The following is a 23438-nucleotide window of genomic DNA, read 5'->3' as shown; positions in this document are numbered from 1 at the left end:
CACATGAAAAACACTGCTTTTGCCGCTGCCAAGTACCTGCCCGCCCTCACCGCCATGACCCTGTTCGGCTCTGCCTTCGCGCAGGAAGCTGCTGCGGGCGGCGACGCCGGCGCCACCGCTGCGGGCCTCAAGGCCATCGGCGCCGGTCTGGCCCTGGGCCTGGGCGCCGTGGGCACCGGTCTGGCGCAGGGCCCCATCGGCGCCGCCGCCGCTGGCGTCGTGGCCGAGCGCCCCGAGAAGTTCGGTCAGATGGCCATCTGGTTCTTCATCCCGGAAACCCTGGTGATCTTCGGCTTCGTCGGCTTCTTCCTGCTGCGCGGTTAAGGTCGCCATGAGCCTAGGTGACATTCTCGAAACCGAAATTCAGGGCGAAATCGCGCGCATTCGCGCCGATGGGCAGGCCCGTGCGGACCAGATCGTAGCCCAGGCGCAGGAACGCGCCCGCACCATGGTCGACAGCCGCCAGCGCGCCCTGCAAAGCGACTACGCTGCCGGTCTGACCCGCGCGCGCAGCGCGGCTGACCTGGATGCCAACGCCCAGCGCCTCTCGGCGGGCGATACCCTGCAGGTTCAGGCCTTCCAGGCCGCTGAACAGACCCTGCAAGAGGTCACGACCGTCGCTGAATATCCGCAGATTCTCGCTCGCCTGATTGACGAGGGCCTGCAGGCCCTGCCAAGCGCCCAGGTGGTTGAGGCCGCCAGCGCCGAGCACGCGGCCGTGCATCAGGCCCTGGCCCAGCTGGGCCGCTCGCTGGACGTGCGCGTCAACGAGCAGGTCAAGACGGGCGTGCGCCTGGTGGGCGAAGGCGGCAAGACCAGCGTGCAGAACACCCTCCTGGGTCGTCTGAACGCTGGCCGCGCCGACCTGAGCGCCCAGGTGTCCCGCCTGCTCGCCGAGCAGTAAAGGGGGAAAGCAGTGAATAACCCCTACGGGTATATCAACGGCCGCGTGCGCATGATGCGCACCGCCCTGGTCGAGTCGCGGGCGCTGGATGAAGCCGCCAGCACCGTGAACTACCAGGAATTCCTGAGGCAGATCAGCGAGACGCCGCTGCGCGAGGACCTGGGCGACGCCACCGCCCAGGGCGCGGGCCTGGGTCAGCTGGACGAGGCCCTGAGCCGCAACTACCTGCGCTCGGTGGCGCACCTGCGCTCGATTGCCACCGGGCAACCCGCCCGTGAAATCGAAGCCCTGCTGCTGCGCTACGACCTGCAAAACGTCAAGACGCTGGTGCGCGGCGTGCTGACGGGCCGCCAGGCCGACGACATCGTCGCCGGTCTGATTCCCGCCGGCACCATCCCCTGGCCGGTGCTGCAAGGCGCGGCCCAGAGCGCGGATGTGCCCAGCCTGGCCCAGACGCTGTCGGTGGCCGGGGGCAAGATCGGCCAGATTCTGCGCGCCGCTGTGGCGGGCGGGGCCAGCAGCCTGCTAGACCTCGAAGTGGCCCTGGACCAGGGCTATTACCGCGCGGTGCTGGCGGGCGTACGCGGCACCAACGTGCGGCGCTACTTTACCCGCGAGATCGACATTCGCAACCTGCTGATCGCGCGCCAGCTGCGCGGCGGCGCCCCGAATGCCCGGTACTTCATTCCGGGCGGGCGGGACGTCACCGAGAGCGACTTCCTGCGTATTGCCGGTGGGGACAACAGCGTGTCGGCCCAGGATCTGCAGGCTGTGACCGAGGCCGTGGACCTGGGGACAGCCGAAGCCATTGCCCGGCGTCTGCTGGACGAAGCCAGCCGCAACGTGGCGATGGCTGACGCGCTGGGCCCCGGCGTGGCGCTGGACTACCTGCGCCGCAAGGAGCAGGAGATTGCCCGCATGCGCCTGATCGGCCGCGCCAAGTACTACGGCCTGAGCAAGGACGAGCTGGCAAAGGAGCTGGAAGGTGCGTAAAGTCGTCGTTCTGACCGACCACGAAACCGCCACGGGCTTCCGCCTGGCCGGCGCCGAGGTGGTAGACACCACCCCCGAGGCCGCCCAGCGCGAACTGGAACGCCTGATCACGGAAGGGGACTACGGCCTGGTGGCCGTGGACACCGGCCTGATTCCGGACCCGGCCACCGCCACGGCCCGCGTGATGCGTGGCCGTGACCTGCCGATCCTGCTGCCGATTCCCAGCCTGAAAGACGCTTTTAACCCCGATACGGTGGACGCCAAGGCCTACATGGGCAAACTGGTGCGCGACACGATTGGGTTCGATATCAAACTGTAAAGATGTCAAAGCGCTAGACGGTCAAAGGGTCTAAGGACGAGACCACAAATGCGGTGTGTCTTCTTCCCTAGACTCTGAGACCCCAAAGCCTTTTCGACCTCTTCTCAAGGAGACTTAAATGACGCAACAGCAAAAGGGCGTCGTGCAGAGCATCGCCGGGCCGGCCGTGATTGCGGACGGCATGTACGGTGCCAAGATGTACGACATCGTGCGCGTGGGCCAGGAGCGCCTCGTGGGCGAGATTATTCGCCTGGACGGCAACACCGCCTTCGTGCAGGTGTATGAAGACACCTCGGGCCTGACCGTGGGCGAGCCGGTGGAAACTACCGGGCTGCCCCTGTCCGTGGAACTGGGGCCAGGGATGCTCAACGGCATCTACGACGGCATTCAGCGTCCCCTGGACAAGATCCGTGAAGCCTCGGGCGACTTTATCGCGCGCGGCATCGAAGTGAGCAGCCTCAACCGCACCCAGAAGTGGGCCTTCACGCCCAGCGTGCAGGCCGGCGACAGCGTGACGGGCTCCAGCATTCTGGGCACGGTCCCCGAATTCTCCTTCACCCACAAGATCCTGACGCCCCCCGAAGTGCGGGGCAAGCTGCGCATGGTGGCGCCCGCTGGCGACTACACCATTGACGACACCATCGCGGAACTGGAAGACGGCACCAAGCTGCGCCTGGCCCACTACTGGCCCGTGCGCGCGCCCCGTCCTGTCCAGAAGAAGCTCGACCCCAGCCTGCCGTTCCTGACCGGGATGCGCATTCTGGACGTGCTGTTCCCTCTGGTCATGGGCGGCGCCGCGGCGATTCCCGGACCCTTCGGCTCGGGCAAGACCGTGACCCAGCAGTCGGTGGCCAAGTACGGCAACGCAGACATCGTGGTGTACGTGGGCTGCGGCGAGCGCGGCAACGAGATGACCGACGTGCTGGTGGAATTCCCCGAACTGGAAGACCCCAAGACCGGCGGGCCCCTGATGCACCGCACCATCCTGATCGCCAACACCTCGAACATGCCGGTGGCCGCCCGTGAAGCCTCGGTGTACACCGGCATCACGCTGGCCGAGTACTTCCGCGACCAGGGCTACAGCGTGTCGCTGATGGCCGACTCCACCAGCCGCTGGGCCGAGGCGCTGCGTGAAATCAGCTCCCGCCTGGAAGAAATGCCGGCCGAAGAAGGCTACCCGCCCTACCTGGGCGCCAAGCTGGCGGCTTTCTACGAGCGCGCCGGGGCCGTAACGACCCTGGCCGGTGAAGACGGGGCGGTGTCCGTGATCGGCGCCGTGAGCCCCGCCGGCGGCGACATGTCCGAGCCCGTGACCCAGGCTACCCTGCGTATTACCGGCGCCTTCTGGCGTCTGGACGCGGGCCTGGCCCGCCGCCGCCACTTCCCCGCGATCAACTGGAACGGCTCCTACAGCCTGTTCACGCCGATCCTGGACAAGTGGTACCGGGCAAACGTCGGCGAGGACTTCCCCGAACTGCGCCAGCGCATCGGCAACCTGTTGCAGCAGGAAGCCGCCCTGCAAGAAGTGGTGCAGCTGGTGGGCCCCGACGCGCTGCAGGACAACGAGCGCCTGATTATTGAGGCGGGCCGCATGCTGCGCCAGGACTTCCTGCAGCAAAACGGCTTTGACCCGGTGGACGCCTCGGCCTCCATGCCCAAAAACTACGGCCTGATGAAGATGTTCCTGAAGTTCTACGACGAAGCCGACACGGCCCTCAAGGGCGGCGCGACCATCGACGAGATCATTCAGAACCCTGTCATCGAGAAGCTGGCCCGCGCCCGCTACGTCCATGAAAATGAGTTCATGGCCTACGGCGAAGGCGTGATGGACGAGCTGCACACCACCTTCAAGGGAGTGAAAGCGTGACCCTTCTTCAGAAGGAATACAACGACGTCGCGTACATCTCGGGTCCGCTGCTGTTCGTGAACGCGGCCAGCGACCTGGCTTACGGCGCCATCGTGAACATCAAAGACGGCTCGGGCCGCGTCCGTGGCGGTCAGGTCATCAGCGTGACCGACCAGAACGCCGTGATTCAGGTGTTCGAGGAAACCCGTGGTCTGGACCTGGCAACCGCTTCGGTCAGCCTCGTGGAAGACGTGGCCCGCCTGGGCGTCAGCAAGGAAATGATCGGCCGCCGCTTTGACGGCCTGGGCCGCCCCATTGACGGCCTGCCCGAAGTGGTTGCGGAAAAGCGCCTGAGCATCAACGGCCAGGCCATGAACCCGGCCGCCCGCGCCAAGCCCGAAGAGTTCATTCAGACCGGCATCTCCACCATTGACGTGCAGACCAGCCTGATTCGTGGCCAGAAGCTCCCGATTTTCTCGGGCTCGGGGTTGCCCCACAACGAGCTGGCCGCGCAGATTGCCCGTCAGGCCAAGGTGCCCGGTCACGAAGGCGACTTCGCCGTGGTGTTTGCGGCGATGGGCCTGACCCAGCGCGAAGTGTCGTTCTTCACGCAGGAATTCGAGCGCACCGGCGCGCTGGCCCGCAGCGTGCTGTTCCTGAACAAGGCCGACGACCCCGCCGTGGAGCGTCTGCTGACCCCCCGCATGGCCCTGACCACCGCCGAGTACCTGGCCTTCGAGCACGGCTACCACGTGCTGGTGATCCTGACCGACTTGACGAACTACTGCGAGGCGCTGCGTGAAATCGGCGGGGCCCGCGAAGAGATTCCAGGCCGCCGCGGCTTCCCCGGCTATATGTACACCGACCTCGCGAGCCTGTACGAGCGCGCCGGCGTGGTGGACGGCAAGCCCGGTTCGGTGACCCAGGTGCCGATCCTCTCGATGCCCGACGACGACATTACCCACCCCATCCCCGACCTGACCGGTTACATCACCGAAGGCCAGATTGTGGTGGACCGCACCCTGAACTCCAAGGGCGTGTTTCCCCCGATCAACCCGCTGCCCAGCCTCAGCCGCCTGCAAGGCAACGGCATCGGCAAGGGCAAGACCCGCGCCGACCACAAAAACATCTCGGACCAGCTGTTCGCGGCCTACGCCAACGGGCTGGACCTGCGCAAGCTGGTGGCCATCACGGGTGAAGACGCCCTGACCGACACCGACAAGCTGTACCTGCGCTTTGCCGATGATTTCGAGCAGTACTTCATTGGTCAAGGTGGCCAGGACCGCAGCATCGAAGACAGCCTGACGGTCGCCTGGGGCATTCTCTCCAAGCTGCCCCAGAGCCAGCTGACCCGCGTGTCCAAGGACTCCATCGACAAGTACTACGGCACCAAGATGGACGAGATGTGGAAGGGCAGCCGGAGCATGGGCTAACCTAGACCCAGATGGGAGGGGCGCTCTGTCCTTCCCAACTTCACCCACCTGGGAGGTGAATATGTATGGCAGGACAGATTAGCCCCACCCGCAGTGCCCTGCTGGCCAGCAAGGCCGGCCTCAAGACGGCGTCCGGCGGCGCCGACCTGCTCAAGCGCAAGCGCGACGCCCTGATCGGTGAGTTTTTCGCCCTGGTCAAAGACGCGCTGGCCGCCCGCGAGCAGCTGTCGGGCGTCAGCAAGGGCGCCTACACCAGCCTGTTCGGGGCCAAGGCCTGGGACAGCCCGGAAGCCGTTGAGAGCCTGAGCCTTGCGGGCAGCAGCGATTACACCGTGGATATGCAGATTGACAGCGTCTACGGCGTGAAGGTGCCCCGCATCAGCATCCCTGAGCGGGGTCAGAGTGCTACGTTCAGCCCGATCAATGTTGGCGCACGCACGATTCAGGCGGCGACCGACTTCGGCGGTGTGATGGAAGCCATCGTCAAGGTCGCGGCGACCGAAACGAAGCTGCGCCGCATCGGCGAGGAAATCAAGAAGACCAGCCGGCGTGTGAACGCCCTGGAGCAGATCGTCATTCCCGGTATCGAGGATGACATCCGCTTTATTCGCAGTGTGCTGGACCAGCGCGAGCGCGAAGCCAGCTACACCCAGAAGAAGATCAAGGCCAAGATTGAGGCCAAGGCTAAAGGCCAGAAGGCCAGCAAGCAGGACGCCCAGAGCGGCAACCACGGCTCTGCGGCCGACTAAAACTTTCTTCGCCCCCAGCGTCCCCAGGCCTGTCCTGGGGGCGTTTTGCTATGGACTCTGGTTGACCTGTTGGTGTCAACGATTCATTTCCAGCAGGCTTGGGAAGCGGCGCAGCCGAGCGACAGGAGCAGGAGGCTCCTCTAAGCCTGGGGTTGGTAGCCCGGTGCTGTGCCGATTTTGAAACGCACCAGACCCGATTCGCTCTACAGCCTGGCCACCGCCCCGGCCAGGTTCGCCCTTGATGACGCTTCCAGCTCTGCGAACTCCGGCGTCGAGAAAATTCGCTCCCGCTTCAGGAAGCTTTGCAGGACCTTGCGTCGGCCCAGGCGGTACAGCGGCCCTGGCACGTGGTGGTATTCCTGCCGGATGGCCTGATCGTAGGCCGCGAAGTCGGTGGGAGCGGCCCCCAGAACGCTCAGGTCAGCGTCCACCAGCAGTGCTTCGTCGCGTGTGGCCGGTAGGGCTTTGTGCTGGGTCGCCAGAATCAGTGTACGGACCTCGGCCACCAGAGCAGGGTCGGCGTCCTGTTCGGTCAGCCACTCGCCAAAGACCTGGGCGCTGCGGGCCTCGTTGTCGCCCGCGCGCGGATCGTAGATCAGGTCGTGGCCCCAGACGGCCAGGGCCAGGGTGGGGGAGAGGACGCCCCGGCGGCGCAGCGCGTCCAGCACCGCCTCCACATGCGCCGCATTGTGATAGGCCCGGTGGGGCTCGGCGTAAAAGGGGCGGGCGTAGTGTTCGGCCGCCGTCAGCAGGGCGTCCACGCCCCCTTACCCGTGGCGGGCGGCCAGCGCGGCGCCAATCACGCCCGCGTTGCCGCCCAGTTGCGCGCGGCGGATGGTGACGGGCGCAAAGCCCTGCGCGTATTCGTCGGCCGCCGCCTGCACACCATGAAAGAAATAGTCGCCCACGCTGGCCACGCCGCCCCCCAGCACAAAGACCTCGGGGTCAATGGTTTTTTGCAGGTCGGCCAGGGCAATGCCGATGTGGCGCATGGCCTGGCTGACCACCCGCCGGGCGCCGGGATGACCCTGCTGCGCCAGGCCAAAGGCCTCGGCAGTGGTCACGTCACGGTTGAGGGCGTAACTGGCATCCCGGGCAATGGCCGTGCCGCTCGCCACCGCTTCCAGGGCGCCGTCCAGTCCCGCGCCGCTGACCGGGCCGCCCGGTAGGGCGGTGACATGCCCAATCTCGCCGGCAATGCCGTGCCGCCCGCGCCAGATGCGCCCGTTCAGCACGATGCCCGAGCCAATGCCGGTGCTGACCGTCACGTAAATGCTGCTCTCGGCGCCGCGCGCCGCGCCCAGGTGGGCTTCAGCCAGGGCCGCCGCCTTGGCGTCATTTTCCAGCACGGCGCGCTGCCCCAGGCGGTCGCGCAACCCGTCCACCAGCGGCACATCGGTAAAGCCGTAGATGTTGGGCGCAAACTTGACGCGGGTGCGGTCGGCGTTCAGCGGTCCCGGAATCCCCACGCCGATCAGGCGGGCCTCGGGGTGGCGCTCCTGAAGGCGTCTGACCTCGCCGGCAATGGCGTCCAGCACGGCCTTCCAGCCTGTTTCGGGGGTGGGGACGACATGGGGGTCGTGCAGCTCGTCGCCGCGCAGCACGCCGCTGGCGATCTTGGTGCCGCCCACGTCAATGCCAATGCTGATGGATTCGGGAGAAAAAGACTGACTCATGTGCGCTCCAGAAGAAAAGGCAAGGCGCGCCGCGCTGGCGGGCACCAGGACAGAAGGACAGAAAAACTCTTCCGAAACTTTACCCGAAGCGCTTCCACGGCTCGCCGCGCTCGTCTGGAAAGGCGGCGGGGGGTGATCAACGGTTCAGCGAGAAGAGGCCGGGTTATGCCTCGTCCGCCGGGTCTTCATCCAGACCCAGCAGGGCCAGCGCCTCGGGCAGCTGCACCTCGGGCACATACAGGCCCACGTCGCCCAGGTAACCGCCGGTTTCAATTTCAATCACGGGGCTGCTCATGGACCACTGAAAGGGCGTGCGCACCACGCTGACCACCCCGCCGGCCGACAGGGTGCGCCGCCAGCCCTCGGCCAGCAGACGCGGCAGGGTATCCAGCCGCACCCAGGGGTCGCCCTGATACAGCACGCGGTCCTCGTAGGCGGCCTGGCCCCTCACGGGCGGACCAGCCACGGGGCCACCTGGGCCTTAAGTTCCTCGGGCAGAGGTTCGGGGCGGCCCTGGTCGTCCACCCGCACCACCACGGAACGCGAAAAGGCGCAGGGCACCTGATCCGCCAGAATCCGGGACACGCTGGTCCAGCTGGTGCGGCCGGTGCGCTCGACCAGCGTTTCAATCAGCACCCGCTGGCCAGGGCGGATATCCCGCACATAGTCCAGTTCCAGCCGCGCCAGCACCGAGCGCCCGGCCAGTTCAATGCCCAGATCACGCGCCAGTGCCAGGCGGGCCACCTCCAGAAATTCGGCGTAGCGGGCGTTGTTGACGTGGCCCATGGCGTCCAGATCGCCGTAGCGCAGCTGAATCTCGCTGTGGTGGGCGTCGCCCCAGTTCAGTTCGGGCACGCGCCCGGTGGCCGCGCCCTGCTCAGGCTTCCCAGTCATGCGGCCCAGTGTAGCCCCGCCGCCCTTTTCCCACCTGTGCAGGGTGCGGGAACGCTATGCTGCCGGGCGTGATACGGGCTGCCGTCTGTTGTGTTGACCACCCGGAACAGGGCCGAGGTGCCCACTCTATGCCCGTCAGTCTGCGGGTGCTCCTACTCGCTTTGCCCAGATTGAATCGTCTGTCCAGACGGTGGGGTCGGCGTTCAGATGAGTGACACTCCCCCCCCGCCCCAGCCGGCGCGGCGCGTCTGGTGGCGGCGCCTTCAGCGCCTGCCCCTGAGCATGATGGTGGCCAGCGTGCTGGCGGCGCTAGGCATCGTGCAGCTGAGTTTCCAGCTGGGGCACCTGGCCTACCGCAGTGTGGTCTGGTCGGCGCAAACCCGTGAGACGCTGGACCGGGTGGCGCTGCTGGAAGGCGACGTGCGGGTGCTCAAAGACGCCATTCAGGCTGCCAGTGACCCGGCCTACCTGGAACAGCTGGCCCGCTGCGAGGGCTATGTGGGCAAGACCGAGCAGGTCATCGTGTCCAGCACCGCCCCAGTTCGGCCGCCCGCACCGGGCACTATCTGTAAGGCGCTGCGGCTCCCGTAAGCCGGGGGAGGGGCACGCCTCTGGCTGTCCATTTCCGCTAGGTCACGCTGAGCGCGGACCTCAGAGCGGTTGGGGAGGATGAAAGCGAACACAGTGAGTGTCCGTCAGAGGCAGCGACGAAAATGGAGTGGAGAGGCGTGCCCTCCTCCCCACGATAAAGCTGGCAGCCCCTCTCAGTTCACCCGGCCCAGAATCATGGGCTCAGGGGTTGGGGCGGCGGCGCTGATGCTCAGGCCAGCGTCCAGCAGTGTCCGGGCGGTGTCCAGGCCCCGGCCCTCCCGGTGGTAGATGCGCAGCACCGCCTCGCCGGCCGCCACCGCTTCGCCGGGTTTTTTCAGCAGCTCGACACCGACGCCGTGGTCAATGGCCTCGCCCTTCCGCTCACGGCCGCCGCCCAGCGCCAGCACGGCGCGGCCCACCGCCAGCGCGTCAACCTTCGCCACGAAGCCGGCGGTGGGGGCTGTCACCTCGGCGCGGCCGGGAGCCACATCAAACCGGGTGGGGTCATCCACGTAGGCCGGGTCGCCCCCCTGCGCAGCCACAAAAGCGCGGAAGCGCTCCAGGGCGCTGCCGTCTTGTAGGGTTTGCCGGGCAAGCGCCTCGGCCTGAGTCTCACCGTGGGCGACGAGTGCTTCGACGGCCAGCGCCACACACAACTCGGTCAGGTCGTGGGGGCCCTGACCGCGCAGGGTGGCCAGGGCTTCTTGCACCTCCAGGCTGTTGCCCGCCATATGCCCCAGTGGCGTGTCCATGTCGGTCAGCACGGCGCGCACCTGCCGCCCGGCACGGGTGCCGATGTCCACCATCGCGCGTGCCAGGCCCTGCCCGGCCTCCAGGGTGCGCATGAAGGCCCCGGCGCCAACCTTCACGTCCAGCACGACGGTGTGCGCACCCGAAGCGAGTTTCTTGCTCATGATGGAACTGGCAATCAGCGGCAGGCAGTCCACGGTGGCCGTCACGTCGCGCAGGGCGTACAGCTTGCCGTCGGCGGGGGCGAGGTCCTTGCTCTGGCCCACCAGCGCGAGGCCAATCTCCTGCGCCTGGCGCAGAAACTGTTCCTCGCTCAGCTCCGAGGTCCAGCCGGGAATGCTTTCCAACTTGTCAATGGTGCCGCCGGTGTGCGCCAGGCCGCGCCCACTCATCTTGGCGACGGTCAGGCCCAGCGCTGCCAGCATGGGCGTCAGGATCAGGCTGGTTTTATCCCCCACGCCGCCCGTGGAATGCTTGTCCACGGTGCGTTCCAGGCCCGCCAGGTTCATGAGGTCGCCGCTCTCGGCCATCACCACTGTCAGGTCGGCGGTTTCCTGTTCGGCCATGCCGCGCAGGTACACGGCCATCAGCCAGGCGCTCATCTGGTAGTCGGGCACCTCGCCGCGCGTGTAGCCCAGCACCAGCTGCTCCAGGTCGGCGCGGCTGTGGCTGTCGCCGTCGCGCTTCTTGCGAATCAGGTCGGGAATGTTCAGAGCGGTCACAGGCCAGTGTACGCCGGGGCCAGCAGAGGCGGACAGGGAAGGCGCGCAGGGCTGCGGTCCGGGCCGCCGAACCGGCTTACAGTAAGGCATGACCATCACGACCGAAAGCGACCTCAAAGGCATGCAGCGCGCGGGGCAGGTGGTGGCCGAGACGCTGCGCGCGCTCCGGGCGGCCATCCGCCCCGGCGTTACCCCGGCCGAGCTGGACGCGCTGGCCGGTCAGGTCTTTGAACGCCACGGCGCCCAGTCGGCCCCCCGCATGACCTACCAGGCCCCCGTCAATGTCTTTATCAGCGTCAATGACGACATCGTGCATGGTCTGCCGACGCGCCGCCCGCTGGCGACTGGGGACGTGGTGAGCCTGGATGTCACGCCTTTTGTCCACGGCTACATCGCCGACGCGGCGGTAACCGTGGCGGTGCCGCCAGCCTCGCCTGTGGTGATGCGGCTGATTGACTGCGCCGAGGCGGCCTTCCACGCGGGCATGGGCGCCGCGACCGCCGGGCGGCCGGTCCACGCCATCGGGCAGGCCGTTGAAATGGAGGTTAAGCGCCGGGGCTTTACGGTGCTGCGCGATCTCTTTGGGCACGGGGTTGGTCGCGCCATCCACGAGGAGCCGAACGTTCCGAATTACTACCGTCCGCAGGACCGGAAGAAGCTGCACGAAGGGCTGGTCATTGCCGTGGAGCCGATGGTGTCGACTGGTCGCTCACACCGGGTCAGGACGCGGCGGGACGGCTGGACCCTCAGCACCACGGACGGCGGCCTGGCCGCCCATTTTGAGCATACGGTCATGATTACCAAGGAGAAGCCTCTGATTCTGACGGCCTGAGCGTTGTTGGTCCAGGGACGTGGCCACGGCTGTGGGCCGCTTGTGTAACGAGGCCCGCGACCTAACGGGTCAGCAGTCAGCGAAAAGGTCTATGTCCACCTTTGCACCAAGAGAGCCCAGGATGGCCAGGTGTCGGCCCCTTAAGTGAAGGGCTGGGCTGGCGGTGGTTGCGGGGGCCCATTTCACCACCACGGTTACTTCCAGATGCAGGCCGAGGTCGGCCACAGCCTGACCCAGTGCGCTCAGTCCCTTCTGTGCCAGCGTCAGCAGCTCATCCACGAGCAGTTCCAGATCAAATTCTGGACGCTCAGTGAGGCCAAAAGCCCAGTGGTCACACGCGTGGACAGTCCGCCCCGCAAGCTGGGGATCGCGCGCACTCCGTTCACCTCGTCGCCACGTCCGGGCAGGAGACAGGCCCACACGCGCCGTGAAGTCGTCAGGGTCGAAATTGCCCGTGACGGACAGCTACACCCGCATGCGGGGCGTTGGAAGCTCCGTTACTCTTGGCTGCTCGTCCAGCCCACCTTGCTGTGGGTGCCGTCGCAGTAAGGCTTATTACTGCTCTGGCCGCAGCGGCACAGGGCGGCCCGAACATCGCGGACCTGACCTGCAGGCGTGTCCAGCACCAGGTTGCCGCGCAGCACGAGGGGGCCATCCGGCAGGGCGCGCACCTCGGTGAGCTCCTGGGGGCTTTCCGCCTCTTCACTGTCCAGCACGTAATGCAGCGCTCCCGTGGGACAGGTTCTGACCACAGCCGCGACGGCCTGCGCCCCCGCATTTTCCGCCTGAATCCAGGGCCGCTCCTTGGGCCTAAACACTTCTGGCAGGCCGCGCACGCAGTTGGCCACATGCACGCAGCGCCGGGCGTCGTAATACACGGTGACGCCCTGGCCGGCGTAGGCCTTGCCCTGCGCCAGGTCGTCGTTAGTAGGCGGTGCTGCGGGGGTCATGGGTCAGTGTACCGGCTCGTTGGCCCCGGCATACGCGCCGCAGCGCGTATGCAGCCGCGCGAACTCGGCGCGCAGTTCGGGGGGGTGGTCCACCCGGAAGTCGCACTCCAGGCCCAGCAGGAAGGCGGCAAAGCTGTGCAGGTCTTCGCGCTGGGCACGCAGACGGGTGCCGCCCCCCTCGGCGTCCAGGTCGGTGCCCCACAGCGACACCCGGCCCTGCAAGGCTTCGGGGGGCGCGGCCAGCCACACGCTGACGGCATGGGCCGTGGGCGGCGCCCGCAGCTGCGAACGCAAGAACGCGGCGGCGTCAAAGTCAGGCGGCGAGACGAATGTGGTGTCCAGTACGTCCAGGTCGCTCAGACGGTCAAGGCGGAACGACCGCCGCGCTGCCCGCAGGTGGCACCAGCCCACGGCGTACCAGCGGCCCCCAAAATGCACCACGCGGTACACGTCGGCCTGGCGGGTGGTGGCGGCCCGGCCCGGCGCGGCGTAGCTGAACTGCACAGTGCGCGTCTGTCGCACCGCCCGCAGCAGTTCGGCCAACACCTGCGCCCCCACCCCCACCACCCAGGGTGCCGGGTCCAGATGCACGCTGCCTTCCAGGGCCTGCACGTCGTCACGCAGGGCCGTGGGCAGGCTGCGCGACAGCTTGGCCCCGGCACTCTCGGCGGCGGGGGCCAGGGCGTGCAGCCCCAGCTGGCGCAGCGCGCGCAGGCCCAGCGCGGCCGCCAGGGCTTCTTCGGGCGTGAACATGAGGGGCGGCAGCCGAAACCCAGGCTTGAGGCGGTAGGCGCCGCCCACCCCCCGGCGGCCCTCCACCGGAATGCCCAGGTCTTGCAGGCGGGTCACGTAGCGCTGCACCGTGCGCGGGCTGACCTCCAGGCGGCGGGCCAGTTCCGCGCCGGTCACGCTTTCGCGGGCCTGCAACAGTTCCAGCACGGTGAGCACCCGCATGGCTGGGTCGTACATACCCGCAGTCTATCCGGCAAAGGCGACACATCCTGACGGGAATCACGATTACGCTGAGGGCAGATTCACCCACAGGAGGTTCACCCATGACCCTGACCGCCGATGCCGTTCTGTCGCTGCCTACTTTTCTGTCGCACTGGCAGGGCCACCGCGCCCTGACCCGCCGCACCATTGAGGCCTTTCCCGAGGGCGAGCTGTTTACCTTCACCCCCGCGCCGCCCATGCGTCCCTTTGGGCAGATGGCCGGCGAACTGCTGTTCGTGAGTGCCATGACGCTGGACGGCCTGCGAACCGGCGAATGGCCCGAACCCGACTGGTCCACCATGCCGCAGACCAAAGCTGATCTGCTGGCCGCCTGGGACGCCCTGAGTGACCGCCTGGCCGACGAGTGGAGCGGGGTCAAGGCCGAGACGGTGGCCCGCCTCCAGCCGCTGCCCTGGGGCGAGATGCCGGGGTGGGTCGCCGCCATGTACGCCGTGGACAACGAGATTCACCACCGGGGCCAGGGCTACGTGTACCTGCGCGCACTGGGCCAAGAGCCGCCCGCCTTCTACGAGCGCTGATGCTGTCGGCCGAACTTGCCGCCCACTGGCTGGGTCACCACCGCCTGACCGGGCACTATCTGGCGGCGTTTCCAGACAGCGCCCTGTTGACCTACGCCCCAGCCGAGCCCCTGCGGCCCTTCGGCGCGATGCTCTGGGAGGTTCACGGCCAGACCGACTATGTGCTGGCGGGCCTGAGCAGCGGGAACTGGGGAGAGCCGCGCTGGGCCGAGGCGCCGAGCACCGACCCCGCCAGTCTGCGCGCGGCCTGGGCCGAGCAAACCGCGCGGTTGTCCCGCGAATTGCCGGGTATTCCCGACGCCCATTACCTGACCCTGCAGCACACAGGCTGGGGCAAGATGACGGGTCTGGCCGCCGCACTGGGGGCCATTGACAACCAGACGCACCACCGCGCCCAGGGCAGCGTCTACCTGCGGGAACTGGGTCTGGAACCACCCCAGTTCTGGGACAGGGGCGCAGGACCGGCATGAGCGCTGTCGCCAGCGGGACGTTTGCCGTCACCTTCCGGCCACCGGGCGACCGGCCTTCGGTGATGCCTGGGATTCAGGAATTGGCCTTCGACAAAACCTGGACGGGCGACCTCAGCGGCCACAGCCAGGGGCGCATGCTGGCCTACGCGCAGACCGCGTATGTGGCGCTTGAGGTGTTTACGGGCACGCTGGCGGGCCGGACGGGTCAATTTACCTTTGCTCATCTGGGCGACCAGGCTCAGGGGCAGCAGCGGCTGCTCTACCGCATTGTGGAGGGGTCTGGTCAGGGCGACCTGAGCGGCATCTGCGGCGAGCTGAGCCTGAGCATCACGGACCAGGAACACAGGTACGCTGTGCACTACACCCTCTAACCCCCTTTGAAAGGAGCCTCTATGTCGAACCTGGATTTTTTGCTGGAATCGTTTCGCCGCAACGCCCGCGTGAACGAAGTCCTCCTGACGGCCCTGAGCCCCGCTGACTTTGCCCTCAGTGACGGTCAGGGCGGCTGGACGGTGGAGCGGCACCTGCGGCACATGGCGGGTTTCCGGGTGAGCTGGCTGTGGAACCTGTCGCGCGACCACGCCATGCCCCTGCTGGACCCCACGCGCACAGACGCTGACGGCGACCCCATGTGGCGCTGGCAGGAGAGCCCGCCCGCCGAGCTGAACGCCGCCTTTACAGCCGGCGACGAGGCGGCAGTCAAGGCCGTCGAAGCCCACCTGGCGTCCGGCGAACCGTTTGCCGATCCCTGGAATGAAGGCAGTTACCGCGCCAGCCCCGCCCACTTCTTGCAGCACACCATCGTGCATGACAGCCACCACCGGGGTCAGGTCATGGCGCTGCTGCGTCAGGGCGGGCACACCAAGGAACAGATGGACGAACTGGACAACCACTGGGCCATCTGGCGCGAGTAAAGGCAGGGCGGCTGGGATGTGGTGCCCCAGCCGCCCTGCCTGTGGTGCCCGCTACGGCAGGGCGGGCTGAAGGTCGGTGCGTTCCAGCTCGCGCTGTACGCCCGCCGTTTCTTCCAGAAAGGTCAGGCGTTGCAGGGCAGGCAGGCGCTCAACCAGCGCGGTCTGCACCTGCCGGTCCAGGCCAACGACCATGCCGGCGGCAAACATCACCAGCACAGCGCCAAACACCTGCTGAAAGCCATTCAGGCGGCCCAGCAGCGCGGGCCGGTGCAGCAGGCGCCGCCCGCCCCACATAACGCCCAGCATGGGCAGCGCCACGCCCAGCGCGTAGGCCAGGGTCACGGCGGCGGCAAAGGCCGTCACCTGACCGCTCAGGGCCAGGGTGGTCACGCTGGCCAGAATAGGCCCCACGCAGGGCGTCCAGACCACACCCAGGGTCGCGCCCACCAGCACGCCGCCCAGAAACCCGTCGCCCCCGCCGCCCGCCCGCTGGGGCAGGGCGCGGCTGGCCACACGTTCAAAGCGCGCTTGCAGGGCGGGCACCGCCAGCGTCAGGCCAAAGCCCACCAGCATCACCACCGCTGCCCAGCGAATGGCGTCCGGGCTGAGGTTCAGGGCCGTGACCACGCTGGCCAGAAACAGCGTGAGCAGCACGAACGACCCGAGGAATCCGGCGATGATGCCGGGGGGGCGGCCCCGCCCGCCCACCGTGCCCGACAGCAGCACCGGCAGCACGGGCAGCACGCAGGGCGACAGCACCGTCAGCAGCCCGCCCACAAACGCCACAAGCAGCAGCAGCACAGCCGCTCACATCTTCTTGGCAGCGGCCGCGTTGGCCACAATCTGCTTCAGGCCGCCGCCACTCCACTTGCGCAGCGCCTTGCCCTGGGCGTCCACCAGCACGAAGGTGTGCTGGTAGGTAATGCCGTACTGCTTTTTCAGGGCCGCTTCCTTGTCGTAGTCGGTCTTGAATATCACAACGCCTGCGGGCAGGTCCCCCAGATTTTTCTGGATGTCGGCCTCGGCGGCGCGGCAGTTGGGGCAACAGGACGCCCAGAAGAACAGCACCCGCTGCTTGCCCTTGGCGGCGTCAAAGGCGGCCTTGCTGTAGGGCTGGTAGCCGGTGGCCTTGGACATGGTGCTCATGTCGTGGCCGGGCATGCTGGCGGCGGCGGTGGCGGCCAGCGCCAGCAGCATGAAAGGGGCGGCGGCACTCAGGGCGGTCAGGGTGAATCGGGTCATGGTCTCCCTCCGGTTTGGGTACGGGTGCAGGGGGTCTGGGGGTTCATTCTGGCGGGCGCCCCACCGCCCGCTGCGTCTGAAGGGCGCCGTCCAGCACGCGCAGGCCGCGCCCGCCCTCGGCCACGGCAAAGGTGCCGTCGGGCAGCACCTCCACGTCCATGGGGTGCGTCAGCTGGGTGCGGGTGGCCGGGCCGCCCCTCAGGGGCACCCGCGTCACGGCGCCGCTGCGGTCGGTCAGCACGGCCACGTCGCCGTTCACGCTCAGCTTGTCGGGGTGGCCGCCCACCGCCCAGGTCTGCGCCACACTCAGGTCGCCCCTCAGCCGCAGCAGGCGGCCCTGCACGTCCAGCACCAGCACGCCGTCCCGCACCGCCGCCAGCGCCACGGGCATCCCGCCCAGGGGCAGGCGGCGGCGCACGGCCAGGGTGTCAGGGTCCAGCACGCAAACCTCGCCCCTCAGGTGGTGCGTCACCAGCAGGTGGCCGCCCAGCAGCAGCACGCCGTCCATCGCGTCGGCCAGGGGCATCCCGGCCTCGCGGGCCAGCGTGACCTGCGCGCCGTCCAGGGTGCCCACCGCGCCGCGCACGCTCTTGAAGTACACCCGGCCGCCCGCCGCGCCGCTGTCGGCGGTCAGACCCGCCACCCCGTCCGGGACGCGGTGGGTGCGGGTGAGGCGCAGCGGCGTCAGCGTCAGTTCCAGCACCCGGTCGTTGGCGGCGTCGGCCAGGAAGACGCGCCCGCCCAGGCGCACCCCCTCGGTAAACCAGGGGGTCTGGGCGGCGGGGGCCGTCAGGGTGGCCTGCACCTGCCCGCCGCGCAGCAGGGTCAGGGTGCCCTGGTGATCGTTGCTGGCCACCAGCATGTCGCGGCCTGCGCTCACCACCACCGCCGGGTCGGGCAGCGCGCCCGCCACCCCGCGCGAAGGACCCAGAAGGTTCAGGGTGAGCAGTGCGCCCACCGCTGCTGCGGCGCTCAGGGCCGCTGGCCACCAGCGCCGGGCCGGGCGGCGGGCGCGGGCCAGCACCTGGGCGCGCATCGCAGGCGGCGGGGCCACCGCCGGCACCTCGGCCAGCAGCGCCGCCTGCACGCCGCGCAGCAGGGCCAGTTCCGCGCGGCATTCGGCGCAGCCGCGCAGGTGGGCCTGGGCCGCTCCACTCAGCGGCTCGCCGTGGGCGACGTGGCGGTGCAATTCGCCCTGTACCAGCGGGCAGTGTGTCTCTAGTCCAGCCACGAACGGGCCTCCTCGCCCAGCAGGCGCCTCAGGTGGCCCAGCGCGTGGCTGAGCCGACTTTTGACCGTGCCAACCGGCACCCCCATGCCAGCGGCAATGTCTTCACGGGTTTCGCCGCGCAGGTACGCACGTTCCACCGTTTCGCGGTGCGCCGGGCTCAGGCCGCCCAGAGCCTGACGCACGCGGCGGTGCCGGGCTTCATTCTCACTGCGCTGGGCGGGGCCGGGCTGCTCGTCGGGCAGCGGCCACTCGGCGCCGTCCTCGGTGTGCAGCGGCGCGGTGGCCTTCGTGGCGCGCAGGCGGTCCAGCGCCCGCGAGCGCGCCACGACCAGCAGGTAGGCCCGCAGGCCCGCCCGCGCCGGGTCGTAGGCCTCTGGCCGCTCCCACAGCCGCACGAACACGTCCTGCAAGACCTCCTGGGCGCTGGCGGTGTCCAGCAGGCGGGTCAGCACCCCGTACACCGCCGCCGCGTGCAGGTCGTAGGCCTCGGCCAGGGCCCGTTCGTCGCGGCGGCGCAGCCGGGCCGCCAGAAGCAGCTCTGGGGGCAGCTCGGGCTGAGCCTGCCGGGGTGGGCTCGCCTTAGTCATAAGAGTCCACGTCACGTCCAGAGTACGCAGCGCGGCGCCCCTGGGGTTCAAGGGGCAAGCAGGCCGGGCCGCTCAGCCGCCTGCCGGTGGCGTCAGGGCCTTGCGCATCAGGAAGTTGGTGTGGCCGGGCGGGTAGTCCTGTTCCTCGGCGTAGACCACGTAACCCTGCCGCTCGTAAAAGGGGCGCGCCTGAAATTCCCAGGTGCTGAGCTTGGCGCGGGTGCAGCCCAGCGCCGTGGCCTGGGCTTCCACATCGCGCAGCAGACGGGCGCCCCAGCCTTGGCCGCGCAGGGGCTCACTCAGCCACATCAGGTCAATCTCCAGCCAGCCCCACAGCGGCACAGCCCGGCCGGTGCAGCCGCCCAGCACCTCGCCCGCCTCTGAGAGCAGATAGCTTTCCAGAGGCACACTCAGGCGGTGTTCGGGGGTCAGGCGCTGGCGCAGCATCTCGCTGTGCTCGTCGTTGTAAGCGACCAGCGCAGCTGACACAGCCGCCTCACGCTTGGCGTCAGCACCAGATTCCAGACGGTAGGTGGGCATGGGGCCAGTCTGGCGGGGCGCGGGGCACGCGGCATCCGCCAGATTGCCCAGCGGGCAAAGCACCAGCCCCTGACCGCGTGGCCAGGGGCTGGTGGGGGAGAAGGCTGGAGGGGCGTTACGCCGTTGTCTGCGGCATGGCCTGCTGCTCGCCGCCCACGCGGGCCACGGCCTCGCGCACCACGTCGCCGGTAATCAGTTCCTGGCTCAGCAGGGCCTCGGCGACCTCATTCATGGCTTGGCGGTACTGGGTGACCAGCTCGCGCGCGCGCTCGTAGGCGCGGTTGAGGATGCGCTTCACGTCCTCGTCCACCAGCTGACTGGTGTGCTCACTGAACGCCTTGGGCTTGGCCATGTCCTCGCCCAGGAACACGGGGCCGCTGTCGGTGGTCAGCGCCATGTTCTTGAAGTTGTCGCCCATGCCCCACTCCAGCACCATCTTGCGGGCAATGTTGGTGGCCTTGCGGAAGTCGTCGGCGGCGCCACTGGTCACGCTCCCCATAAAGACTTCCTCGGCGGCGCGGCCCCCCAACGCGACAATCAGCTGGTTTTCCAGGCGCTCCTTGCTCATCAGCACCTGCTCTTCAGGCAGGTAGAAGGCAGCCCCCAGCGCGCGACCACGCGGGATAATGCTGACCTTTTGCAGCTTGTCGCTGCCCGGAATCACGGCGGCGGTGACGGCGTGCCCGGCCTCGTGGTAAGCGATAGCCTTCTTCTCCTGATCACTGACCGTCAAGCTGCCGTTTTCCAGGCCCAGAGTGATCTTGTCCAGCGCCCGGTAAAAGTCGCTCATGTCAATCTGGGTCTTGCTCAGGCGGGCGGCCTCCAGCGCGGCCTCGTTGGTCACGTTCTTCAGGTCGGCACCCGAGAAATACGGTGTGCTCTTGGCAATCTCGTTGACATCCACGCCCTGCGCCATCGGCTTGTTGCGCAGGTGAACTTTCAGAATCGCCTCGCGCTCTTTCAGGTTGGGCAGGTCGATCGTCACCTGACGGTCAAAGCGGCCGGGACGCAGCAGGGCGGGGTCCAGTACGTCGGGGCGGTTGGTCGCGCCCAGCACAATCACGCTGCTGGCCTTATCAAAGCCGTCCATCTCCGAGAGAATCTGGTTCAGGGTCTGCTCGCGCTCGTCGTGGCCGCCGCCAATGCCGGCGCCGCGCTTGCGGCCAATTGAGTCGATTTCGTCAATGAACATGATGGCCGGGGCGCTCTTACGGGCGTCCTCAAACAGCGTGCGCACGCGGCTGGCGCCCACGCCCACGAACATTTCCATGAACTCAGAGGCGCTGACGCTGAAAAACGGCACGTCGGCTTCGCCAGCAATGGCGCGGGCCAACAGCGTTTTACCGGTGCCGGGAGGGCCCACCAGCAACACACCCTTGGGAATCTCGGCGCCAATCTGGTGGTACTTGCCGGGATTTTTCAGGAAATCCACGACTTCCACCAGTTCGCGCTTGGCTTCCTCGTGGCCCGCCACATCCGTGAACTTGGTGGGCACGCGGTTTTCCTTGCCGTACTTCTTGGCGCGCGACTGGCCAAATTGCATGACGCCGTTCTGGCCGCCCTGAGCGCGCATAAAGAAGAAGTACATCATGGCGAACAGCAGGATGATGGGCAGGAAGTTCAGCAGGATGCCGAGCCACTGGCTGGGCTGCTCGAAGCGCAGCTGCACGCCCCGGTCTTCCAGTTCGTTAATCAGGCCGCCGTCGGGCGTGGCCAGGCTGCTGGGCAGCCGCACGGAAAAGTCACGCAGCTCGCGGGGCTGCAACCCCTGGGCGGTGTTCACCTGCACGTCAGTGGGCGCTTTCAGGGTCACGGCGGCGTTGTTTTCACGCACCACCACGCGCTCGACCTGATCGCGTTCCAGCAGAGACTTGAATTCGTTGTAGTTCACGCTGGAGCGTCCGCTCATGGGGGCCTGCGAGAACATCAGGAACAGGGCCAGGACGAACAGGACGATCAGCCAGGGATTGAGCCGTTTCAAGAACAGTCCTCCAGAAGGGAGAAGAAAAGAGGGGTAGGGCGCGCTTCGCCCCGCTGAACTTGAGTGTACCAGACTCAAGGTGCGTGAGTAGGGTCCGCCTTACACCTGCTCTTTAGGGTTTGACAACTTTGGGTCGCCGGGCGCGCCAGGCCAACAGGATCAGCAGGGTCAGCGGCAGCGCCACGAACAGCGCCAGAAACAGCAGTGGAGGCAGGCCATTGAGCAGGAGGCCGGGCCACGGGCCAGACTGCTCGAAGCGCCATTGCACGCCCTGCCTGCTCAGGTCGTTCATCAGGCGGCTGCCGGGCAGGGTCAGGCTGCTGGGTAGTTGCACGCTGAAGTCGCGCATCTCACGGGGGTGCAGCCCCTGAACGGTGTTGACCTGCACCTCGGCGGGCATTGTCAGGGTCACGGCGGCGCCCGTTTCGCGCACCACCACGCGCTCAATCTGTCCGGCGGCCAGCAGGCGCTGAAACTCGGCGTAGGGCACAGGCGCGGCCCGGCCTCCGGCCAGCCACTGCCAGCCCAGGAGGCCCAGCGCGGCAAAACACAGCAGGGCCAGCACCCCGCCGGCAACGGGCCACAGGGAAGGTCTGGGAGGGGTCACCTCGCCATAAGACTGCCTGTGGCCGTCCCAGGCAAGCGGCGAAAGGATGAGCCGGGCACGCGCCTCTGCTGGCAACGGCGCAGTATCCTGCGGGGAAATGATTGATGTGGCGACCACCTGGCAGCAAGTGTGCGCGGCGCTCGCCGGAGGCGACTACGACGCCGCATTCGGGATTCTGGACGCCGCCATGAATGAAGCCCGTAAACCAGCGCAGGCCCGGCTGGCCCTCTACCTGGGCCACCTGCACGCCCTGTACGGCGACGCGGCCACCACAGAACTGGAAGCGGCACTGCGCGCGGCGCGCACCTTGGACCCTGCCCTGCGGGACGACGCCCTGCTCCTGGCCCTGAGCGCCGAACTGGACGCCCGCACGCGCGGCCCGGAAGCCGCCGCCCCGGCCCAGAGTGTGCGCGCGGCCGCCGATCCTCTGGCCCGCTTTCACGCCCTGTGTGCCCTGGCGCTGGGTGAAAAACCGCAGGACGCCCTGGACATCGAGCTGACCAGCCGCGACCTGCCGGAACACCTGCGCTGGCGTCTGCGGTCCTGGGAGGCCGACGCCCACGAGAGCCTGGGGCAAAGTGCCGAGGCCGCCGCCCTGTACGCCGAGGCGGCGCACCTGGCCAGTGGGGTGAACCGCGCCGTCATGTTGCAGGAACAGGCCGCGCTGCACCTACAACTGGGCCAGCCTGACGCCGCCAAGGCCGCACTCGATCAGGCCCGGCCCCTCTACGCCGCGCGCCCTAGCCCCGACGAAGCCGAGGAGCAGGGCCTGAATCTGGCCACCTGGCACTACCTGCGCGCCCAGGCGCTGCTGAATCTGGGCCAGCCCGAGCAGGCCCACGACATGATTCGGGAAGCGGCCCGCCTGGAGGGCCAGCACGGCGATCCCAGCTACGGGGTGGCGCTGGTGCGCGGCCAGGTACTGACCCACCTGGGCCGCACCGAGCAGGCCCTGGAGGCATTTGAGACGGCCCTGAATCTGTCCACCGAGGCCGACCGCCCGTTTGCCAACCACGAGCTGGGCGTGGCGCTGCTGGACCTCGACCGCCCGGTTGAGGCCCGCGAGAAGCTGGAAGCGGCGCTGGCCGACCCCGAATACCCCTACCTGCCCGAGGTCCTGGCCGACGTGGCCGAGTGCGATTACCGCCTGGGCCGCCTGCCCGAAGCGCAGCTGGGCGCCGAGCAGGCGCTGGCCCAGGGGGCTGTGATTCCGGCCAGTCTGGTGCTGGGCAGCGTGGCCCTGGATTACTTTCAGCTGGACGACGCCCTGGAGCACTACGAGCGCGTGATCCGTGAGGCGGCTCCTGGCAGCCGCGACTGGATCACCGCCCATCAGATGGCCGCCGATGTGCTGGCCCAGCAGGGCTTTCCCAACCCGGCCGCCGCCTACGCCTACGCTCAGCAGGCCCTGAGCCACACCCCCGAAAGCGACGACTGGCACGTGACCCTGCAAGAGCATCTGCGGCGCGCCGGGGACCTGCTGGCCCAGCAAGGCGCGCAGGGTGGCCGAACACTGAACTGAGAGGGATTCCGATTGAATCGTTGAGAAAAACGATTCAATTCGACTGGAGAGAGGGAGCACAACGGGTGCGGGCGTGGGTGTGTAGAACGGCGCTCTTCCAGTATGTCAACGCAACAGACGGAATCTTTAGGAGAGGACGTGGGGGAGAGGTTG

The 23438-nt window shown here is 67.9% G+C and carries 29 protein-coding genes; 14 read left to right on the top strand and 15 right to left on the bottom strand.

What is annotated here, in order from left to right; genetic code table 11:
- Positions 1 to 3 precede the first annotated feature (3 nt).
- The 7 genes from K7W42_RS06645 to K7W42_RS06615 all read left to right on the top strand — a co-directional run bounded on the left by K7W42_RS06645 (position 4) and on the right by K7W42_RS06615 (position 6244).
- Complete coding sequence (locus K7W42_RS06645; RefSeq protein ID WP_224573293.1) at positions 4 to 324, top strand: ATP synthase subunit C-like protein; 321 nt, start codon at positions 4 to 6, stop codon at positions 322 to 324.
- 7 nt (positions 325 to 331) lie between these two features.
- The gene (locus K7W42_RS06640) at positions 332 to 904 is read left to right on the top strand and encodes a V-type ATP synthase subunit E (RefSeq protein ID WP_157460514.1); all 573 of its coding nucleotides are present in this window, start codon (positions 332 to 334) and stop codon (positions 902 to 904) included.
- A 12-nt stretch (positions 905 to 916) separates the two neighbouring features.
- Entirely contained in the window at positions 917 to 1897 is a 981-nt protein-coding gene (locus K7W42_RS06635; protein WP_224573291.1) for a V-type ATPase subunit, read from the top strand.
- Positions 1890 to 2216, top strand: coding sequence for a V-type ATP synthase subunit F (locus K7W42_RS06630; RefSeq protein ID WP_224573290.1), 327 nt, complete (start codon positions 1890 to 1892; stop codon positions 2214 to 2216). Before K7W42_RS06635 ends, K7W42_RS06630 begins: the two co-directional genes overlap by 8 nt.
- Positions 2217 to 2334: 118 nt before the next feature.
- Positions 2335 to 4083, top strand: a complete 1749-nt coding sequence (locus K7W42_RS06625; RefSeq protein WP_224573288.1) for a V-type ATP synthase subunit A — start codon at positions 2335 to 2337, stop codon at positions 4081 to 4083.
- Positions 4080 to 5495 (top strand): V-type ATP synthase subunit B, encoded by a 1416-nt coding sequence (locus tag K7W42_RS06620; RefSeq protein ID WP_224573287.1) that lies wholly within the window; start codon positions 4080 to 4082, stop codon positions 5493 to 5495. The genes K7W42_RS06625 and K7W42_RS06620 overlap by 4 nt, the downstream gene beginning before the upstream one ends.
- 65 nt (positions 5496 to 5560) lie before the next feature.
- Entirely contained in the window at positions 5561 to 6244 is a 684-nt protein-coding gene (locus K7W42_RS06615; protein ID WP_224573286.1) for a V-type ATP synthase subunit D, read from the top strand.
- A 203-nt stretch (positions 6245 to 6447) separates the two neighbouring features.
- Here K7W42_RS06615 and K7W42_RS06610 read toward each other — a convergent pair whose 3' ends face one another.
- From K7W42_RS06610 to K7W42_RS06595, 4 genes are all read right to left on the bottom strand, one after another.
- Complete coding sequence (locus K7W42_RS06610) at positions 6448 to 7005, bottom strand: HD domain-containing protein (protein WP_224573285.1); 558 nt, start codon at positions 7003 to 7005, stop codon at positions 6448 to 6450.
- A gap of 6 nt (positions 7006 to 7011) precedes the next feature.
- Entirely contained in the window at positions 7012 to 7920 is a 909-nt protein-coding gene (locus tag K7W42_RS06605) for an ROK family protein (RefSeq protein ID WP_157460511.1), read from the bottom strand.
- A 163-nt stretch (positions 7921 to 8083) separates the two neighbouring features.
- Positions 8084 to 8386 (bottom strand): hypothetical protein, encoded by a 303-nt coding sequence (locus K7W42_RS06600; RefSeq protein WP_224573284.1) that lies wholly within the window; start codon positions 8384 to 8386, stop codon positions 8084 to 8086.
- Positions 8368 to 8814 (bottom strand): acyl-CoA thioesterase, encoded by a 447-nt coding sequence (locus K7W42_RS06595; protein ID WP_224573283.1) that lies wholly within the window; start codon positions 8812 to 8814, stop codon positions 8368 to 8370. The genes K7W42_RS06600 and K7W42_RS06595 overlap by 19 nt, the downstream gene beginning before the upstream one ends.
- Positions 8815 to 9021: 207 nt before the next feature.
- Between K7W42_RS06595 and K7W42_RS06590 the strand changes: the two genes are divergently transcribed.
- Positions 9022 to 9405 (top strand): cell division protein FtsB, encoded by a 384-nt coding sequence (locus tag K7W42_RS06590; protein WP_224573282.1) that lies wholly within the window; start codon positions 9022 to 9024, stop codon positions 9403 to 9405.
- A 173-nt stretch (positions 9406 to 9578) separates the two neighbouring features.
- Here K7W42_RS06590 and K7W42_RS06585 read toward each other — a convergent pair whose 3' ends face one another.
- Positions 9579 to 10877 (bottom strand): thymidine phosphorylase, encoded by a 1299-nt coding sequence (locus tag K7W42_RS06585; protein WP_224573281.1) that lies wholly within the window; start codon positions 10875 to 10877, stop codon positions 9579 to 9581.
- Between the two features lie 88 nt (positions 10878 to 10965).
- Between K7W42_RS06585 and map the strand changes: the two genes are divergently transcribed.
- The gene (gene map / locus K7W42_RS06580) at positions 10966 to 11709 is read left to right on the top strand and encodes a type I methionyl aminopeptidase (RefSeq protein ID WP_224573279.1); all 744 of its coding nucleotides are present in this window, start codon (positions 10966 to 10968) and stop codon (positions 11707 to 11709) included.
- A 69-nt stretch (positions 11710 to 11778) separates the two neighbouring features.
- Here map and K7W42_RS23230 read toward each other — a convergent pair whose 3' ends face one another.
- Genes K7W42_RS23230 through K7W42_RS06565 form a run of 3 tightly spaced genes read right to left on the bottom strand, consistent with a single transcriptional unit; the run spans position 11779 to position 13628 of the window.
- Positions 11779 to 12174, bottom strand: coding sequence for a DUF4279 domain-containing protein (locus tag K7W42_RS23230; RefSeq protein ID WP_224573444.1), 396 nt, complete (start codon positions 12172 to 12174; stop codon positions 11779 to 11781).
- A 32-nt stretch (positions 12175 to 12206) separates the two neighbouring features.
- Complete coding sequence (locus K7W42_RS06570; RefSeq protein ID WP_224573277.1) at positions 12207 to 12659, bottom strand: (4Fe-4S)-binding protein; 453 nt, start codon at positions 12657 to 12659, stop codon at positions 12207 to 12209.
- Between the two features lie 3 nt (positions 12660 to 12662).
- Positions 12663 to 13628, bottom strand: coding sequence for a helix-turn-helix transcriptional regulator (locus K7W42_RS06565; protein WP_224573275.1), 966 nt, complete (start codon positions 13626 to 13628; stop codon positions 12663 to 12665).
- A gap of 86 nt (positions 13629 to 13714) precedes the next feature.
- Between K7W42_RS06565 and K7W42_RS06560 the strand changes: the two genes are divergently transcribed.
- From K7W42_RS06560 to K7W42_RS06545, 4 genes are read left to right on the top strand one after another with little or no spacing between them, the layout of a single operon-like run.
- Positions 13715 to 14191: a DinB family protein gene (locus K7W42_RS06560; RefSeq protein WP_224573272.1), complete on the top strand. Its 477-nt coding sequence runs from the start codon at positions 13715 to 13717 to the stop codon at positions 14189 to 14191.
- Positions 14191 to 14661 (top strand): DinB family protein, encoded by a 471-nt coding sequence (locus K7W42_RS06555; RefSeq protein WP_224573271.1) that lies wholly within the window; start codon positions 14191 to 14193, stop codon positions 14659 to 14661. The genes K7W42_RS06560 and K7W42_RS06555 overlap by 1 nt, the downstream gene beginning before the upstream one ends.
- Positions 14658 to 15032: a DUF3224 domain-containing protein gene (locus K7W42_RS06550; protein ID WP_224573269.1), complete on the top strand. Its 375-nt coding sequence runs from the start codon at positions 14658 to 14660 to the stop codon at positions 15030 to 15032. Before K7W42_RS06555 ends, K7W42_RS06550 begins: the two co-directional genes overlap by 4 nt.
- A gap of 21 nt (positions 15033 to 15053) precedes the next feature.
- Positions 15054 to 15575 carry a DinB family protein gene (locus K7W42_RS06545; protein WP_224573267.1) on the top strand — a complete coding sequence of 174 codons (522 nt, stop codon included), beginning with the start codon at positions 15054 to 15056 and terminating at the stop codon, positions 15573 to 15575.
- A gap of 51 nt (positions 15576 to 15626) precedes the next feature.
- On the opposite strand, the gene K7W42_RS06540 is transcribed toward K7W42_RS06545, so the two are convergent.
- The 7 genes from K7W42_RS06540 to K7W42_RS06510 form a co-directional block, all read right to left on the bottom strand.
- On the bottom strand, positions 15627 to 16376 hold the full coding sequence (locus tag K7W42_RS06540; protein ID WP_224573265.1) for a cytochrome c biogenesis CcdA family protein: 750 nt from the start codon (positions 16374 to 16376) through the stop codon (positions 15627 to 15629).
- A 6-nt stretch (positions 16377 to 16382) separates the two neighbouring features.
- On the bottom strand, positions 16383 to 16817 hold the full coding sequence (locus tag K7W42_RS06535) for a TlpA family protein disulfide reductase (RefSeq protein WP_224573263.1): 435 nt from the start codon (positions 16815 to 16817) through the stop codon (positions 16383 to 16385).
- Positions 16818 to 16860: 43 nt separating this feature from the next.
- Entirely contained in the window at positions 16861 to 18048 is a 1188-nt protein-coding gene (locus K7W42_RS06530; RefSeq protein WP_224573261.1) for a cupin domain-containing protein, read from the bottom strand.
- The gene (locus K7W42_RS06525; protein WP_224573259.1) at positions 18036 to 18635 is read right to left on the bottom strand and encodes an RNA polymerase sigma factor; all 600 of its coding nucleotides are present in this window, start codon (positions 18633 to 18635) and stop codon (positions 18036 to 18038) included. Before K7W42_RS06525 ends, K7W42_RS06530 begins: the two co-directional genes overlap by 13 nt.
- A gap of 72 nt (positions 18636 to 18707) precedes the next feature.
- Complete coding sequence (locus K7W42_RS06520; protein WP_224573257.1) at positions 18708 to 19175, bottom strand: GNAT family N-acetyltransferase; 468 nt, start codon at positions 19173 to 19175, stop codon at positions 18708 to 18710.
- 115 nt (positions 19176 to 19290) lie between these two features.
- A complete protein-coding gene (gene ftsH, locus K7W42_RS06515; protein ID WP_224573255.1) occupies positions 19291 to 21156 on the bottom strand; it encodes an ATP-dependent zinc metalloprotease FtsH in 1866 nt (621 codons plus the stop codon).
- 112 nt (positions 21157 to 21268) lie between these two features.
- Positions 21269 to 21763, bottom strand: a complete 495-nt coding sequence (locus tag K7W42_RS06510; protein WP_224573253.1) for a hypothetical protein — start codon at positions 21761 to 21763, stop codon at positions 21269 to 21271.
- 97 nt (positions 21764 to 21860) lie between these two features.
- On the opposite strand from K7W42_RS06510, the gene K7W42_RS06505 reads away from it, so the two are divergent.
- Entirely contained in the window at positions 21861 to 23285 is a 1425-nt protein-coding gene (locus tag K7W42_RS06505; RefSeq protein ID WP_224573251.1) for a tetratricopeptide repeat protein, read from the top strand.
- The last annotated feature ends 153 nt before the right edge of the window (positions 23286 to 23438 follow it).

Origin of the sequence: Deinococcus betulae, assembly GCF_020166395.1 — a bacterium.
GTDB classification, from domain to species: domain Bacteria; phylum Deinococcota; class Deinococci; order Deinococcales; family Deinococcaceae; genus Deinococcus; species Deinococcus betulae.
This window is presented reverse-complemented; position numbering and strand designations above follow the sequence as displayed.

What these genes read in the sequence shown, in the direction of transcription:
- K7W42_RS06645 (WP_224573293.1), top strand. Translation starts at nt 4, where the DNA reads ATGAAAAACACTGCTTTTGCCGCTGCCAAGTACCTGCCCGCCCTCACC.
- K7W42_RS06505 (WP_224573251.1), top strand. Translation starts at nt 21,861, where the DNA reads ATGATTGATGTGGCGACCACCTGGCAGCAAGTGTGCGCGGCGCTCGCC.
- K7W42_RS06625 (WP_224573288.1), top strand. Translation starts at nt 2,335, where the DNA reads ATGACGCAACAGCAAAAGGGCGTCGTGCAGAGCATCGCCGGGCCGGCC.
- K7W42_RS06545 (WP_224573267.1), top strand. Translation starts at nt 15,054, where the DNA reads ATGTCGAACCTGGATTTTTTGCTGGAATCGTTTCGCCGCAACGCCCGC.
- K7W42_RS06595 (WP_224573283.1), bottom strand. Translation starts at nt 8,814, where the DNA reads ATGACTGGGAAGCCTGAGCAGGGCGCGGCCACCGGGCGCGTGCCCGAA.
- K7W42_RS06570 (WP_224573277.1), bottom strand. Translation starts at nt 12,659, where the DNA reads ATGACCCCCGCAGCACCGCCTACTAACGACGACCTGGCGCAGGGCAAG.
- map (WP_224573279.1), top strand. Translation starts at nt 10,966, where the DNA reads ATGACCATCACGACCGAAAGCGACCTCAAAGGCATGCAGCGCGCGGGG.
- K7W42_RS06605 (WP_157460511.1), bottom strand. Translation starts at nt 7,920, where the DNA reads ATGAGTCAGTCTTTTTCTCCCGAATCCATCAGCATTGGCATTGACGTG.
- K7W42_RS06640 (WP_157460514.1), top strand. Translation starts at nt 332, where the DNA reads ATGAGCCTAGGTGACATTCTCGAAACCGAAATTCAGGGCGAAATCGCG.
- K7W42_RS06520 (WP_224573257.1), bottom strand. Translation starts at nt 19,175, where the DNA reads ATGCCCACCTACCGTCTGGAATCTGGTGCTGACGCCAAGCGTGAGGCG.
- K7W42_RS06555 (WP_224573271.1), top strand. Translation starts at nt 14,191, where the DNA reads ATGCTGTCGGCCGAACTTGCCGCCCACTGGCTGGGTCACCACCGCCTG.
- K7W42_RS06525 (WP_224573259.1), bottom strand. Translation starts at nt 18,635, where the DNA reads ATGACTAAGGCGAGCCCACCCCGGCAGGCTCAGCCCGAGCTGCCCCCA.
- K7W42_RS06550 (WP_224573269.1), top strand. Translation starts at nt 14,658, where the DNA reads ATGAGCGCTGTCGCCAGCGGGACGTTTGCCGTCACCTTCCGGCCACCG.
- K7W42_RS06535 (WP_224573263.1), bottom strand. Translation starts at nt 16,817, where the DNA reads ATGACCCGATTCACCCTGACCGCCCTGAGTGCCGCCGCCCCTTTCATG.
- K7W42_RS06615 (WP_224573286.1), top strand. Translation starts at nt 5,561, where the DNA reads ATGGCAGGACAGATTAGCCCCACCCGCAGTGCCCTGCTGGCCAGCAAG.
- K7W42_RS06590 (WP_224573282.1), top strand. Translation starts at nt 9,022, where the DNA reads ATGAGTGACACTCCCCCCCCGCCCCAGCCGGCGCGGCGCGTCTGGTGG.
- K7W42_RS06565 (WP_224573275.1), bottom strand. Translation starts at nt 13,628, where the DNA reads ATGTACGACCCAGCCATGCGGGTGCTCACCGTGCTGGAACTGTTGCAG.
- K7W42_RS06560 (WP_224573272.1), top strand. Translation starts at nt 13,715, where the DNA reads ATGACCCTGACCGCCGATGCCGTTCTGTCGCTGCCTACTTTTCTGTCG.